Origin of the sequence: Desulfopila sp. IMCC35008, from assembly GCF_010646885.2 — a bacterium.
GTDB lineage: Bacteria > Desulfobacterota > Desulfobulbia > Desulfobulbales > Desulfocapsaceae > Desulfopila.
In genome coordinates this window covers 4,434,398-4,448,366 of record NZ_CP050700.1, presented here as the reverse complement: position 1 = coordinate 4,448,366, position 13,969 = coordinate 4,434,398, and the positions used below count along the sequence as shown (strand labels likewise).

Below are 13,969 nucleotides of genomic sequence, written 5' to 3'. Positions count from 1 at the left end.
ACAGCATGGACCCAATTATTCAGGATATTGGTTTTATTATCGGCACTACCTTGATGTATTCCACTCCTCTCATTTTCACGGCCTTAGGCGGTGTTATCACTGAGCGTTCCGGTATTGTGAATATCGGGCTTGAAGGGATGATGTTTTTCGGTGCCTTTGTGGGTGCGGCAGTGGCTTATTTCGCCAATGATCCCTGGCTTGGGCTGTTGTGTGCGGCACTTGGCGGTGCTATGTGGGGATTGGTGCATGCTGTCGCTTGCGTAACCTTTTCTGCCGAGCAGATTGTCTCCGGTATCGCCATCAATTTTCTTGGTGCAGGGTCCGCCCTCTTTATCAGCCGCATGCTCTTTGATGGTGCCACCCAGACCCTGACGGTCACCAAAAAGGTTCCTCGTCCCCTCGACTTCCTCTTTGGTGAGGGGAAGATGTTCCCGTCTTCCGGTTTTATGGATCTTGTCTTTAACCGGTTTGCTACGGTTTATCTCGCTTTTATTCTTGTGTTTGTAGTCTGGTTTGTACTCTACAAAACCAAGATCGGTATGCGGGTGCGGGCGGTTGGTGAGAATCCGGAAGCAGCCAATACGCTTGGGATAAGCGTCACTAAGGTGCGCTATGGTGCCGTTATCATGTCCGGCTTTTTTGCAGGTTTAGGTGGAGCGGCCATGAGTATTGCCGTGGTGTCACGTTTTTCACATACACTTATCTCCGGACACGGTTTTATTGCCCTGGCCGCCATGATATTTGGTAAATGGACTCCACAGGGGGCTTTTCTTGCTTGCCTGCTCTTTGGAGCGGCCAAAGGTTTTGAAATTTTTCTCGGTTCCAAAGGGGTGCCCGTAGCCAGTGACATCCTGGCCATGCTACCTTATGTGCTGACGATCATCATACTTGTCGGTATCGTTGGAAAAACTACTGCTCCGGCAGCAATCGGTAAAATATTTGAGAAAGGTGATCACTGATGAAACCGGATATGGGAAAAATTGTTGAAGCCGCCAATTATATCGGCGCAAGAATAGGGGAAGTTCCAAAATTCAGTGTGATTCTCGGCTCTGGTCTCGGGACCTTTGCGGAAAAACTGAAGGATCGGGTTGAGGTTGATTTTTCAGAAATACCTCATTTCCCCAAATCGACGGTCGTGGGGCATAAAGGGAGGCTTGTCTCCGGCACACTTAATGATACACCTGTTCTGGTTTTGCAGGGGCGTTTTCATTATTACGAGGGATACAGTATGGAACAGGTGGTATTCCCGCTTCGCTGCCTGCTGTATCTGAAGGTGCCCAATCTGATCGTTACAAACGCCGCGGGCAGTGTCGATCCCGATTACAGGCCCGGTGACCTGATGCTGATAAAAGACCATATAAAACTGCACGGGGACAGCCCGCTACGTGGTGCAAACTATGAAGCGTTCGGACCCCGCTTTAACGATATGTCCGACCCCTATACCCGGGAAATTAGGGATCTTGCCCGGCAGTGCGGGAAAGAACTTGATATTCCCTTAAAGGAAGGTGTGTACTTCTACATGACCGGTCCCAGTTATGAGACCGCAAGCGAGATCAAGGCCATCAATATCCTTGGTGCCAATGCGGTGGGCATGTCAACCGTACCAGAGGTGATTGTTGCTTCCCATGCGGGGATGAAGGTAATGGGGCTCTCCTGTATCACCAATATGGGTACGGGGATTATCGATCAGAAGGTGGGGCATGAAGAAGTTATACAGGCGGGGGCCGCAGCAGAAGAGAGTTTTATCAAAGTTCTGCAGCGAATTATTGACCGCTGGAGTGCTTTATAACGGCCAGTTGATCTTTTTCGGCTCATCCAGAAGGCTTTGTAATGTATCAAAGAAGAGCCCGGAATGATAGCCATCTGCCAGACCGTGGTGGAGTTGCAGTGATACGGGCATGGTCCACTCCTTTCCCTCCTTCGTGAATTTACCCCATGAGATACGTGGGATGGCACGGGTTTCATCCATTTTTGTCGGATGAGAAATCGAGGTGAAATTCACCCATGGCAGGCAGGAGATATAGAGAATATTGTCCATTGTCTGTTGGTCGGCGAGCATCGGGTTGGGGTTAATGCCGTTAACGCTGTCCTGTACTCTGTGGAAGAACGCCCTTACATCGGGGTGGTATTCTGCCATGCAGAATGTGAGGGTGTTATCATTGTTGAGCCAGGTGAATGACGGATGTACAACGTCGTGTTCCACTACACTTTCGCCCCTGATTCGGTAGCGAAGTTCCCGGATACCGTTGGCTGTGTGACAAACGAGCCACATGATGGCTGTAAACCGGTTTAACCCGTTATTTTGCAGAAACCGGAGCGTCTGGGTGATGGTGACGTTGGCGCAGATATTGAATTGGGGTGTTTCGTATCGGTTAAAGAATTCGAAGGCGTTATTCCTGGGCCAGGTCTCTAAATCAAGTATTTTCATCTCTATTATCGGTTTATCCCTTTGGTGTATTAAGCGTTCCCTCAATGAGAAGCCTGAGCTTTTCAAGCGTTTCATCCGGGATGGATTCCGGGTTTGTCATGATAGCTCCCTGAAGACTTTTATTGCAATGGCAGGTCTTAACTGTAGAGATCTGTGGGAGCAAACCGGTGAGTATTGCCTGGGCGTTGGCGCTGTTTTTATGCATATTAGAAACCACTGTTGTAACCGTAACCTCGTCAGCTGACTCTTCCTTCCAGCAGTCGTAATCCGTAACCATGGCCAGAGCCGCGTAACAAATTTCCGCTTCACGGGCGAGTTTCGCCTCCTGATAGGTAGTCATGCCTATAAGATCCCCCCCCCATTGCCTGTAGAGGTTTGATTCAGCCCTGGTGGAAAAGGCGGGGCCGTCAATAGTTACCAGGGTTCCACCTTTGCTGATTTCCGGTGTTACAGGTGTGGCTGCATCATAGATCTGTTTGCTCAGCAGTGGACAAAAAGGTTCCGCAAAGGGGATATGGGCGGCAATACCCTGGCCGAAGAAAGTAGGCTTTCTTGACACCGTCCGGTCTATCAACTGGTCGGGAATGACAAGATGCAGAGGAGGGAACTCATCCTGCAGGCTCCCCACTGCCGTTATGCCAATAATGCTTGTAACACCGAGTACCTTAAAACCGTAGATATTGGCCCGGTAATTGATCTCTGATGGAAGGAGGTGATGGTTGCGGCCATGCCTGGGCAGGAAAGCGACCCGAATCCCACCTAACTCCCCAATGATATAACTGTCCGACGGTTCCCCAAATGATGTTGAAATGCTTTTTTCCTCAAGCAACTGGAAGCCGTCTATCGCGTATATACCGCTCCCACCGATGATTCCTGTTTCAATGGGCTTGCCTGTAATATTGCTCAACGTGTTACTCCCGGGAGAGGGTGAAGGGCGCAGGTAGCAGGTCGCTGAGGCTAAAAACCCGCTTCGAGCCACTGGCTACAATCCAGGCGTTGGGGGCAAGTTCGTTCAGCCATTGGCGGCAAGCTCCGCACGGCATGATCTGGTTTATCTCCGCTTTGCCGGAGGCATCTTTTGTGGCATCAATGCAACTGATGGCGATTCCAATGATAGAGGAGCATTTGTGCATGTGGGCATGGGATAGGGCAACTCTTTCGGCACAGGTTCCGAGATTGGTGCAGGCATTCTCGATATTGGCCCCGTCAAAGACCCCCTTATCTGTGAGCACGGCGGCTCCCACCCTGAATTTTGAATAGGGTGCATAGGCGTTCAGGGCTGCCTTGTCAGCGGCTTTGAGAAGGTCGATTTGTTCAGGGGTCATGAGTGTCCTGGGTGCTGCAAGATTGTTTGATTGCCTGGCTCAAGTGAACCTTTCGAGGGAGAAAATCTCGAGGAGGCATAAAACATAATAACCTGAAAAAAGTCAGCTGTTCCTGTGCTTATAATAACATTGTGCACAGAGAGGTTCGTATTCAACACTGGCCTCCCCGTCGATGGCTACCTGGTCACCTGAGAAAACAAATTGGCCGTTAATTTTCCTGGCATTTGCCAACGCCTTCCTGCCGCATTGACAGATTGTTTTCAATTCCTCAATGCTGTGTGCGAGCAACAACAACTGCTTGCTTCCTTCAAAACCGTTCAGCAGAAAATCGGTCCGTAACCCATAGCAGATAACCGGTATGTCAACCAGCACAGCAAACTCAAAAAGCTGGGTCACTTGTTCACTGGTGAGAAACTGGGCTTCATCCACCAGGATGCAATGAAGCTTCTCCCTTTTTTCTTTTTCCCGGGTGAGGATGGTAGACAGGTTATCTGAACTGTTGGCGACAATATCTACATTTTTTTCAATATCAAGACGGGAAACAATTCGGTCCTGTCCCTTGGAGTCGATCACCGGTTTGACCAGGATGGTCTCCATGCCTCTTTCCCTGTAGTTGTGGGCAACCTGTATTAAAGCGGTTGTTTTGCCGGAGTTCATTGCTCCGTATCGGAAGTAGAGTTTTGCCATCTGGGTCTATTGGTTTGGATGTAAAAAATAGTAACAACATCGATAGTGGCGAGTATGCTACCCCGGCAGCAAAGTTTTTTCAATTTCCAAAATAGTGCCTTGTTGTGCAGTCAGCCAGATTATAGGAGAAAACAGTCCTAATAATAGTTGTGATACCGGCACCTCTGAAGCAGGTTTGGCAAACAGGGGATGCCAGGGTGTATTATGAGTGAGGAAGACTCTTAATTACAGGTGGTTAACCGATATTATCTGTGGTACCAATAGAGCTTGCAGTGGTGCAGAATAACGCAAATAAAAGGATGGAAAGATGAAGCTACTTAAATTTTTACTGGTTTTAGTACCGTTTTCAATTGTAGCAGCTGTGGCAGGTTTTTACGGATATATCGCTTTTTCCGTTGAGCCCCTACTTTTTTCAAGGGAGCAGCTCATTGCCCTGGGCCTTCTGGTTGCCATTGGTGTTACGTTCCTCATTCTTTTTATGCCTTTCTCCTATATACTGGATGAAAAACCATTCAGGAAAATGCAATGGAATCGTTTCCTGCTCTTTTCGATCATGTTGGGTGCAATAGGGTTTCTTCTGGTCGATATTGAGCCGCAGTCTTCACCCTACTCTATTACTGATCTTCAGACCCAAAATCCGGATACGGGCAGCGCCGCTTTTTTAAGCAGATCGTTGTTTAAGGGCCAGGTTGAACGACCTGTCTGGGTTGAAGAATTCAAGGAGAAGCCCCAATTGCTACGGGATGTAACGAATTATGAGGAACAGATTCGAAAGTCCTGGCGACAAATACGCACCCAGCGGGTTGTGCTCGAGCAACTTGCAGCCCTTGAGAGTTTTCCCCAACCCGGGGTTGAGTATATTCAGGGTGGTGAGCTACCGGATTTCATGTGGCTTCGCGATATCGCTTCAATCTATCAGGGGTACACTCTGTTGAGCAGTCGTCAGGGAGATCTCGAAACTGCCTTGAACGAGTTGAATATCATACAGCAGGTAGCGAGAAAAGGTTTTGAAGGATCTCCTCTCTTCATCAGTAAAATGATGTGGAGTGATATCCTCAATATGAATTTGTCAACGGCCTACCAGCTTGTGGAGGAGTATGGTCTGACCGGGACAGACCTGGAAAGAGTCGCAGCGTTGTTTCCCCCTTTATCTGCTCAGGAAATGAGTACTCATAATCCCTGGCTCGGGGAATATCTGGCAGTGAAGCACCAGGCAGCAAAAGGGGCACCACTCATGGAAGGATTGGTGCCTGAACCCTCCTTTATACCAGCAGAATGGAACGTGGTGGAGACTATCTATCCTTATCTGTATGAAGGGCTCTATTACCTTACTTTCAGAAAAAATATGACAGACAAACTGGTTGACGATACATATGTACCTCTTATTAAAGAAACCGAGAAAAAACCAGTTGTTTCAGCTGATACCTGGGAAGAGATAAATGCACTGAGCCGCAAACCGACAGTCAGAAATCTTTCCGGCTGGTATCTTTTCCGCTCGCAGGGTTCCGTTGAGCTTGGAGATATGGTTGTGCAGGTAAAGGTACGGTCCGACCTGCTGGCTCTTTTTCTAGACGGCAAGCAGGGGAGACAGAGAGTGATCCCGGATTATTTCTCCGGTGAGGAGAATAAAATGAAAATTCTGAATGAGAATCTGGTCTCCGCTGGTGGGGATACCGTTTTTGACACGGATGATGATATCAGACTGAACTTATTATATTAATATCAATATGTGGATATTAGCATAGACTGATTTTCTTTTTTTCATAGCTTGTAGTAAAAATCGGTAGGGTAGTTTTAAGACGGGGACCAGTTAAGGGCAATGTCGCAGATTGGGGAGCTTGAATTTTCAGAAGAAGCAGAGGGGAAGACTGATTATGAGCCAACTTACATTTACAGATGCTGTGAAGCGGCTTGGCCGTTACGGAATAGAGGGGCATCAAATCTATTTTATCGATCTGGTGCTGTTATGCGAGATGTCCTGGTCGGATGGGGTGATACAGGAAGCCGAGCGCGAGATCATATACGAATATCTTTACTATCATGTTGACAGCATTAACCGCCTGGCCGGTTGCAAGGTGCTCGAGTATACCGAAGCCCGTCAGTTTATTGAGCAATATCTTGATAACCCACCGGACAAGGAAATGTGTGAAGTCATTCGTGATCTCATGCCAATGTTGCGGATGGAGAACAGGGAGCAGGATGAGGCGGAAAAGATTCGATTGGATATCCTGAATGCCTGCCTTGACATTGCTTCAAGCTCTGTTACCAAGTATCCATACGGCATCTGTGAGCGTTTTACCGCGGAAGAAAAAGAGTACTACCACAAACTTGAACAGCTTCTTACCGGAAGATATCTTAGGTGATAGAGGTTGATGTGGCTGGTATTGACTGCCAGTGCTGTAATCCTATTGGCTTCCGATTCGTCCTGAATCCTCTCTGATACCTAATAGGACAAAGAGGATGTAGGACGGTAAATGGGGGCGTGCAAGTTCGAGAAAAAACGTGAAAAATCAATGAACAGTCTATTAAGAATGGGAGTTTTTCATAAGCTGCTTTTTGTGAGGTTATCACTTTCTTACGGATCTCTCTTTTGTAAAACCGGTGACCATTTCGGGTTAACCCCATATCGATTTTTCCTTACCTGAACAATGCCTGGTATATTCCATAGCCTTGCTGCTCCAATTCCTCCACCGGGATAAAACGGAGAGACGCTGAATTGATGCAATACCGCAGTCCTGTTGGCGGTGGTCCATCGTCAAAAACATGGCCGAGATGGGAGTCTCCTTTTTTACTCCGTACTTCCGTACGAATCATCAGCCAGGTCATGTCTGAGCGTTCAACGATGTTTTCTTCTGCCAGGGGCTTGGTAAAACTTGGCCAGCCCGTTCCCGATTTAAACTTGTCGAGTGAGCTGAAAAGCGGTTCCCCGGAAACAATATCGACATAAATACCGGCTTTGGTGTTGTCCCAGTATTCGTTACGAAAGGGTGGTTCTGTGGCGTCTTCCTGGGTGACTTTGTATTGTAGCGGTGTGAGTTTGCTGCGCGGGTCATCGGTGCCGGAAAGAGAGACTGCCTTATTTTCTTTCCAGAATTTTTTCAGGAATGTGTCTCGCCCAGATCCGGAACGGTAATATCTGTAACGGAGCGGGTTTTTTTTATAATAATCCTGGTGGTATTCTTCAGCAGGCCAGAATTTGGGTGCTTTCTGCACCGGTGTTATGATAGGTTTGTCGAATATGCTTGTGGCGGCAAGGTTCTTTTTCGATGCTTCTGCCGCAGCACGTTGTTCAGGAGAATAATAGAAAATGCCACTTGAATATTCATGTCCCCGATCGACGAACTGCCCGCCTGAGTCGGTCGGGTCAATCTGCCGCCAGAATATATCGAGGAGTTGTTCATAGTCAACTTTATCCGGGTCGTAAGTTATCAGGACAACTTCAATATGGCCCTTGGAGGCGTAGTTCTTGTAGGTGGGGTTTTCACCCGTGCCACCAGCATAGCCTGAGACAACAGACAGAACACCGTCTACCTTTTCAAACGGTTTTTCCATGCACCAGAAGCAACCACCGGCAAAAAGTGCCTTTTCTGTTGTGGCAGTTGATCCGCTTTCCTGGCTTTCATTGGTAGATGTGGCTGGCAGGTAACGTACAGTGGCAAATAAAAAGAGTATTGTTATAAGTGAATAGACATATTTCATACAGTGTGCCTCCTCTGAATCTTTTTTATCCTGTAAAGATAAGAAAGAGTACACTGACAGTTTATTCCTTTTTTTTTTGAAAAGTCGGTTGCTGGACGTATGTCTTGCCGCTAGACCTAGCGGCGTTTCAGGCTTCAGGTTGATCGCGGTTTTGGTTTTGTTTTAGTAGAAGATGAACCTGAAGAAGTATTAGAAGCCTTGGTGACACTCGGATACTTATAGATCCTGCTCTTATTTGCCTGTTGTTTCCGCACCAGGTCGAGGCGGGTTACCTGGTTGGGATCAACCTCGACATTCATGACGATTTCCGGAGGATTCTCTTCCAGATACTGCTCCTTGAATTTATCACCCGCTTTTTTCTTAAGCTTTGTGGCCTCTTGCGCAAACTGGGGGAAATCCTTTATTACCTTCTTGGCGGTTTTGTAGGAAAGGCCATATTCGCCGCAATTAAAGAGAAAGTAACCATATTCGTTTGCAATCCATCCTGCATAGTGGTGTTTTAGAGCGGCCTGATAGTCGTTGTTGGCCTCGATTTTTTGTCCAAGTTTTGCGTAATGGCGGGCCCGATAAAGGTGGAGCTTTGCTTTCGGTTTTCCATCAGGAGTTGAAGCGATCTGTTGTGTCAACGCCTGGATGACTTCTGTTGTTTCACTCCTCTTGGCATAAAGAGAACCGGGAGTTGCAAGAATAGCGGCAAGGAGTATCGGCAAAAGGAATCGACCAAGAGGTTTCAGGGTGAGTGGGAACATTTTAAGAGTATAAATGTCTTTGGGCATACTAAAACTCCAATAGCTTTTTGGTCGATTTGCCGGGAATGGATTCACCGCTCGAATTGTTCACGATTCCATGAGTATACAGGCTTTTTCAGACATTTGCCTTACATTTTATCTACGCATTGGCTTGCCGGCTCTTCAGCACTGATAATCATGTTTCGTCCTTTCTCTTTGGCTTTGTATAAACTGTTATCAACCCTTGAGATAAATGCGGTCATGCTTTCACCTATACCATACTGGCCAAGGCCGAAACTTACGGTAACCTTCCTCTCGAGGCCGAAATCATAGGTTTCAATTGACTTTCTGAGGTTTTCGAGCATTTTCTCGCCACCTTCAAGAGCAGTGTTAGGCAGTACAATAAGAAATTCTTCCCCACCCCATCTGCCCAAATGATCACTGTGGCGAATGGAACCTTCAACATGCGTACTTATTTTCTTGAGTACCTTGTCTCCTGTCGGGTGTCCGTAGGTATCGTTTATCGACTTGAAATGGTCGATGTCGAAGAGCACCAGGGCGAGCGGGGCGCCGGTAATCTGTGTCCGCTCGATTTCTGATTGTAGTCTTTTTTCAATAGCTCTCCGGTTGAGGACCTGGGTCAGGTGGTCCACTGTGGAGTAGTGGTGCAGTTTGTCGTTGAGAACTTGCAGTTTTTTTGCATACCGACCGAGGGCCAGCTGGCGCCAGAGAAGGAATGCCAGCAGCAGGCTGAAAGCAAGGGCTATCCTCAGCACTGTCGAACGATTAATGAAGTGCTGATCCAGGTCAATATCGAGCCACTTCTTATACAATCCGATTTTTTCCTGCTCTGTGAGTGATGCGACTCCTATGTCGAGGATGGTATAGAGCATTGGTTTATCTTTGCGTACACCTAGTTTCATACTGTTTTTCTGTGGCACGGTGCCGACGATCTTTATATTTTCCAGAGCCTGCACTTCAATGGTGTTGACGATGGTCGGCAGTCCGTCGATTGTAGCATAGACGTTACCCTCGCTAACCATTTTGAGTGCCTCGCTGGTATTTTCAACCTCGACTATTTCTATTTGCGGATGATTTCGGCGAACGTACTCGGTAATAAAAAAATAAGCCTGCAGAGCAACTTTCTTGCCGTAAAGCTCGGAGTAATCCCCAATAAAAGAAGCGTCTTTCCTGGTGGCAATGACGGTTGCAAAATCAAAATAAGGACGGGTGAAATCGAGGTAGGATTGGGTCTCCTGCGTCTCATTCATCAACGGAATAATATCGCAGTCACCTTCTTTTATGGTGGACAGGGTGTGTTCCCAGGTTGTGGTCGGAATAAGTGTTAAGGTTACATCAAGTCGCTGGGCAATAATATTGATCAGGTCGGCGGACAAACCGTCATGTTCGCCTGACTTGTTGATAAAGTCGAGAGGCGGCCAGGATGGATCAACGCAAATTGTTACCTGGTTGTTGTCATAGAGGTATTCTTTTTCTGCAACAGACAGATTGACCATGCTTCGCTCGTATATTTCATGTACCTTCAGCAGCCATTTTTTGCGTATTAGATTGAGCTCGTCACCCGAAATACTATTAAGTCCTTTCTGAATGATGGAGTGGAGCAGCGGGTTGTTCCGATTGGTACCGATAGTAAGGTTGCTGAGAAAGGGTTCTTCATGCACCTGGAAGGACAGCTGGATCGTACTCATGACCCTTTGGGAAACGATATAGTCGACTACGCCGATTTCTTCCATGAAGGCGTCTGCCTTACCCGAATGAACGGCCTCGATACATTCAAGTATGTCCCGCACCGGCAGCAGTTCTATTTCCGGGTGGTATTGGGGCATACTGATTTCGAGATCGAAACCGGCGGGTACGGCAATCGTCTTGTTCGCAAGATCATCGAACGAATTGTAAAGATTCCGGTTTTCAGTACTGGTGAAAACCCCGGTCAGGCTTTTAACGTAAGGGGATGTGAATTGGAAGTGTGATTGTCGTTCGGGCAGGTCGATGATGTTAAGCATCACATCAAGTTGGTCTTTTTGTATCATCTTGGTGAACTCATCCCAGCTTGGACCGGTGACATAGTCAACCCGAAGACCTGTCAACTCAGCTATTCGGTCCATCACATCTATGCTTATTCCCTGAGCAACACCATTCTCATAAAAGTTGAATGGGGGCCAGTTGGTTTCATTGTGGACCCGGATAGTGTCGTGATTGACGATAAATTCTTTCTCCTTAAGTGTCAGTTCGATGGCTAAGGCTTGAGGAATAAAATAGAGGTAAAGGGTCAAGAGGAGTATGGGCAGCAGGGCAATTCTATGGAACGGGAATATCATTGTTGATGCTCTTGGTGGTAAAATATTGATGTTGTAAGTGTGGGAGGGTATCGTGATACAACTGTTAAATCAAACAAATTATTGGTAAAGATATTGGTCTGGCAGGAGAAACTGTACACTGCTTCTCTGCAGAAACGGGTGGACATTCATCGGCAGAGAGTGCATTATGAGATCAGTTGTGTTCTTTACTGATATTTATGATGAATCCGGATAGTTTATGCTATGACCATTTCTAAAACACTACGCTTTATTACCAGCAAGTTATGGCAGGCCACCACCGACCTGACACCAATAGTGGTGGTGATCGCCTTTTTCCAGATTGTGGTCATCCGTCAGCCCCTGCCGCAAGTGGGGGAGCTGTTTGTTGGGAGTATTTTTGTTATTATCGGTCTTTCCATGTTTATTCAAGGGCTTGAAATGGCACTTTTCCCTGTCGGGGAAGAGATGGCGCAGGCCTTGTCTCGGAAAGGATCGCTCTTCTGGCTTTTGGTATTTGCTTTCGCCCTCGGGTTTTCTACCACGGTTGCTGAACCGGCCCTCATTGCCATATCCCGGGAGGCTGCTGATGTTGCCATGCAGGGCGGCCTTTTGCCTAATGATAAAAATGTGCTCAATTCTTATGCCCTGGGCCTACGATATACCGTGGCCTTTTCTGTCGGTTTTGCTATTTTGCTGGGGGTGTTGAGGATTCTGCTTGGTTGGCCCATTCACTTCCTCATTATCGGCGGCTATATTCTGGTCATGCTGATCACCACCATCGCCCCGAAGGAAATAATAGGTATTGCTTACGATGCGGGAGGGGTTACCACTTCAACCATAACGGTGCCTCTGGTAACAGCACTAGGTGTTGGTTTGGCCACTGTCATTCGCGGTCGAAACCCGCTGCTTGACGGATTCGGTCTCATTGCTTTCGCCTCCCTTGTACCTATGATATTCGTTATGGGGTATGGAATCGTTGTTTTTGGGGTAGGAGGGTGATATGGAGATGGTAGTAGACTTCTTGAAAACACTAGCCTTAACTGGCAGAGACCTGGTTCCGATTGTCCTCCTGTTTGGCTTTTTTCAGATGGTTATCATCAAGAAACCGCTTGATAACCTGCCGAGAATCGCTGTCGGAAGCATATATGTGCTTATCGGGCTTACTTTATTCCTGGTTGGCCTGCAAGATGCCTTGTTCCCTCTTGGAAAACTTATGGCGGCACAACTTACCGATGCCGAGTTTTTGAAGGATGCGGCGGATTTAGCCGACTGGAAAATTTATGGCTGGATCTATGCCTTTGCTGCAGCGATCGGTTTTGCGACAACTGTGGCCGAACCGTCGCTGATCGCGGTTGCCTACAAGGCTGCGGATGTCTCGGGTGGTAGTATAAGTCAGTGGGGATTACGGATAACCGTTGCTATAGGTGTCGCTTTTGGTATTTCGCTTGGTACCTTTCGGATCGTAACGGGAACCCCGCTGCATCTGTATATTATGGCAGGCTATGTGGTTGTTATCATTCAGACGTTTTTTGCACCGAAATCAATCATCCCACTCGCCTACGATTCGGGTGGTGTAACTACCTCTACGGTGACAGTGCCTATTGTTGCGGCTTTGGGGTTAGGGCTTTCGGCGGCAGTTCCGGGACGGAACCCGGCTATAGATGGTTTCGGGCTTATAGCATTTGCCAGCCTTTTTCCCATTATTACCGTTCTCGGTTATGCCCAGATAGCTGAATACAGAGGAATGCGTAAAGTTAAAGCAAGAGAGGAGAAAAGAAATGCGCTTTAAGATTATTATGGCGTCGGTAAAGCCGGTCCTTACAGATAAAATCGTCGATGCCGCAAAGGATGCTGGGGCAACGGGGGCGACGATCATCCCTGCCAGGGGTACCGGTATTCACGAGGCCAAAACATTTTTCGGATTAAGCCTGGAAGCTCAGACAGATATAATCATGTTCCTGCTTGCGGAAAATCTGGTAGACAAGATCCTGCACACTATTGGTGAGGTCGGTAAATTCGATAAACCGGGAACAGGGATCGCCTTTGTGATGCCTGTGGACCAGGTTATTGGTCTTGAGAGCCAGATAGATAGGTTTAAGGAGGAGGTGGGGGAATGAGAGTAATGATGCAGCAGGCCATTATTGCACAATATGGCCTGCCGCAATAAATCTCCGGACTATCGGTACAGTTTCTTACCCAATTCACGGGCGGCGTCCAGTGACTCCTGGTCGCGGGCAATCGCTCCAACCTCGACAACACCCTTAACCCCAAGGCTCGCCACAACCTTCACCCCAAGCAGGTTGAGGATTTCCTCAAGCTGTTTATTCACCTTGTTGGCAAAATTGAGGTCCGGGTTACCGCAGCAGGAAACGAGCACGGCCTTTTTCCCTTCAATGCGGGAGCTGTAATCCATCTTCAGGAATGTGCCCCAATGATCCATGAAAATCTTCAACTGGCTTGATGGGGCCAGCCACCAGGTTGGGGTGGCAATAACAAGCCCGTCTGCTTCCTTGATCTTGTTGAGTACCTCGGTCACTTGAGGAAAGTGAATACATTCTCCCGCTTGCCGGCAATGACCACAGGCTATACAGACGCAATCCTGCAATTCTACAAGATCGAATTTTTCAATCGTATCATTTGCGGAACCGGCGGACCGGATACCTTCAATCACGCTGTTTGCCAGCATGTCGGTGTTGGATTGGAGTCGTGGACTTCCCATCAGGACAACTGTTTTACTCATTTTTCTATCCTTCTATATTTGAAAGTTCAATATGTATAAATAAA

General features: G+C 47.6%; 15 protein-coding genes. 7 read left to right on the top strand and 8 right to left on the bottom strand.

Annotated features, from left to right (window positions below):
- Nucleotides 1-5: 5 nt before the first annotated feature.
- Nucleotides 6-959 (top strand): ABC transporter permease, encoded by a 954-nt coding sequence (locus tag GA520_RS19220; protein ID WP_163338856.1) that lies wholly within the window; start codon nucleotides 6-8, stop codon nucleotides 957-959.
- Nucleotides 959-1,789: a purine-nucleoside phosphorylase gene (locus GA520_RS19215; RefSeq protein ID WP_163338855.1), complete on the top strand. Its 831-nt coding sequence runs from the start codon at nucleotides 959-961 to the stop codon at nucleotides 1,787-1,789. The genes GA520_RS19220 and GA520_RS19215 overlap by 1 nt, the downstream gene beginning before the upstream one ends.
- On the opposite strand, the gene GA520_RS19210 is transcribed toward GA520_RS19215, so the two are convergent.
- From GA520_RS19210 to GA520_RS19195, 4 genes are all read right to left on the bottom strand, one after another.
- Nucleotides 1,784-2,428 carry a CatA-like O-acetyltransferase gene (locus GA520_RS19210; protein WP_163338854.1) on the bottom strand — a complete coding sequence of 215 codons (645 nt, stop codon included), beginning with the start codon at nucleotides 2,426-2,428 and terminating at the stop codon, nucleotides 1,784-1,786. The two genes, GA520_RS19215 and GA520_RS19210, sit on opposite strands and share 6 nt — an antisense overlap.
- 13 nt (nucleotides 2,429-2,441) lie before the next feature.
- A complete protein-coding gene (mtnP, locus tag GA520_RS19205; protein ID WP_163338853.1) occupies nucleotides 2,442-3,335 on the bottom strand; it encodes an S-methyl-5'-thioadenosine phosphorylase in 894 nt (297 codons plus the stop codon).
- A 4-nt stretch (nucleotides 3,336-3,339) separates the two neighbouring features.
- Nucleotides 3,340-3,753, bottom strand: coding sequence for a cytidine deaminase (locus GA520_RS19200; RefSeq protein WP_163338852.1), 414 nt, complete (start codon nucleotides 3,751-3,753; stop codon nucleotides 3,340-3,342).
- Between the two features lie 102 nt (nucleotides 3,754-3,855).
- Nucleotides 3,856-4,440: a thymidine kinase gene (locus tag GA520_RS19195; RefSeq protein WP_163338851.1), complete on the bottom strand. Its 585-nt coding sequence runs from the start codon at nucleotides 4,438-4,440 to the stop codon at nucleotides 3,856-3,858.
- Between the two features lie 307 nt (nucleotides 4,441-4,747).
- Between GA520_RS19195 and GA520_RS19190 the strand changes: the two genes are divergently transcribed.
- Nucleotides 4,748-6,160 (top strand): hypothetical protein, encoded by a 1,413-nt coding sequence (locus GA520_RS19190; protein ID WP_163338850.1) that lies wholly within the window; start codon nucleotides 4,748-4,750, stop codon nucleotides 6,158-6,160.
- 154 nt (nucleotides 6,161-6,314) lie between these two features.
- Nucleotides 6,315-6,803, top strand: a complete 489-nt coding sequence (locus GA520_RS19185; RefSeq protein WP_163338849.1) for a hypothetical protein — start codon at nucleotides 6,315-6,317, stop codon at nucleotides 6,801-6,803.
- 274 nt (nucleotides 6,804-7,077) lie between these two features.
- Here GA520_RS19185 and msrB read toward each other — a convergent pair whose 3' ends face one another.
- From msrB to GA520_RS19170, 3 genes are all read right to left on the bottom strand, one after another.
- Nucleotides 7,078-8,139 (bottom strand): peptide-methionine (R)-S-oxide reductase MsrB, encoded by a 1,062-nt coding sequence (msrB, locus tag GA520_RS19180; RefSeq protein WP_163338848.1) that lies wholly within the window; start codon nucleotides 8,137-8,139, stop codon nucleotides 7,078-7,080.
- A gap of 134 nt (nucleotides 8,140-8,273) precedes the next feature.
- Nucleotides 8,274-8,915: a tol-pal system YbgF family protein gene (locus GA520_RS19175; protein ID WP_163338847.1), complete on the bottom strand. Its 642-nt coding sequence runs from the start codon at nucleotides 8,913-8,915 to the stop codon at nucleotides 8,274-8,276.
- A 101-nt stretch (nucleotides 8,916-9,016) separates the two neighbouring features.
- A complete protein-coding gene (locus tag GA520_RS19170) occupies nucleotides 9,017-11,206 on the bottom strand; it encodes a transporter substrate-binding domain-containing protein (protein ID WP_163338846.1) in 2,190 nt (729 codons plus the stop codon).
- A 222-nt stretch (nucleotides 11,207-11,428) separates the two neighbouring features.
- On the opposite strand from GA520_RS19170, the gene GA520_RS19165 reads away from it, so the two are divergent.
- The 3 genes from GA520_RS19165 to GA520_RS19155 are packed head-to-tail and all read left to right on the top strand — an operon-like array spanning nucleotide 11,429 to nucleotide 13,302.
- The gene (locus GA520_RS19165; protein WP_163338845.1) at nucleotides 11,429-12,184 is read left to right on the top strand and encodes a DUF1538 domain-containing protein; all 756 of its coding nucleotides are present in this window, start codon (nucleotides 11,429-11,431) and stop codon (nucleotides 12,182-12,184) included.
- Between the two features lies 1 nt (nucleotide 12,185).
- Entirely contained in the window at nucleotides 12,186-12,974 is a 789-nt protein-coding gene (locus GA520_RS19160; protein WP_163338844.1) for a DUF1538 domain-containing protein, read from the top strand.
- Nucleotides 12,964-13,302, top strand: a complete 339-nt coding sequence (locus GA520_RS19155) for a P-II family nitrogen regulator (protein WP_163338843.1) — start codon at nucleotides 12,964-12,966, stop codon at nucleotides 13,300-13,302. Before GA520_RS19160 ends, GA520_RS19155 begins: the two co-directional genes overlap by 11 nt.
- 59 nt (nucleotides 13,303-13,361) lie before the next feature.
- On the opposite strand, the gene GA520_RS19150 is transcribed toward GA520_RS19155, so the two are convergent.
- The gene (locus tag GA520_RS19150; protein WP_163338842.1) at nucleotides 13,362-13,925 is read right to left on the bottom strand and encodes a flavodoxin family protein; all 564 of its coding nucleotides are present in this window, start codon (nucleotides 13,923-13,925) and stop codon (nucleotides 13,362-13,364) included.
- Nucleotides 13,926-13,969: the final 44 nt, after the last annotated feature.